Source organism: Flagellimonas olearia, assembly GCF_009184425.1.
Taxonomy (GTDB): domain Bacteria; phylum Bacteroidota; class Bacteroidia; order Flavobacteriales; family Flavobacteriaceae; genus Flagellimonas; species Flagellimonas olearia.
The window spans coordinates 1-325 of the sequence record NZ_WELG01000174.1 but is presented as its reverse complement, the minus strand read 5'-3'; the positions used below and the strand labels follow the sequence as shown (position 1 = coordinate 325).

Here is a 325-nt window from a genome sequence, read left to right as displayed (position 1 = left end):
ATGCTTTGAGCTGCCAGACGTTTAAGCAGTTCCTGTACTACTTTAATGCGTTCTTCAGGTGTCTCGCTGTCTTCCACAAAACGCAGGGCGTTGGCACCTTCCAGCTTGAAACGGTTGGGGCCGGACTGGACCAGTTTGACGATGGTGAGCGGGTCCACAGGGGTGCGTTCGCCAAACTCTAACTTGCCGCCGGTGGCGTGGGCGTCCAAGCGGATAATGCCCAGTCGATCGGCCTGCTGACGTAGTTCTGTGACAGCAAACAGATTTTTTACCGGTTCGGGCAGCAGGCCGAAGCGGTCGATCATTTCCACTTTCAGCTCTTTCA

At 55.1% G+C, this 325-nt stretch carries 1 protein-coding gene; it reads right to left on the bottom strand.

Features of this window, described 5'->3' with window-relative positions; all coding sequences use genetic code 11:
- Window positions 1-325, bottom strand: a 325-nt coding sequence (locus F8C76_RS19565) for a TRCF domain-containing protein (RefSeq protein WP_211372215.1), incomplete at both ends; no start/stop codon positions are given.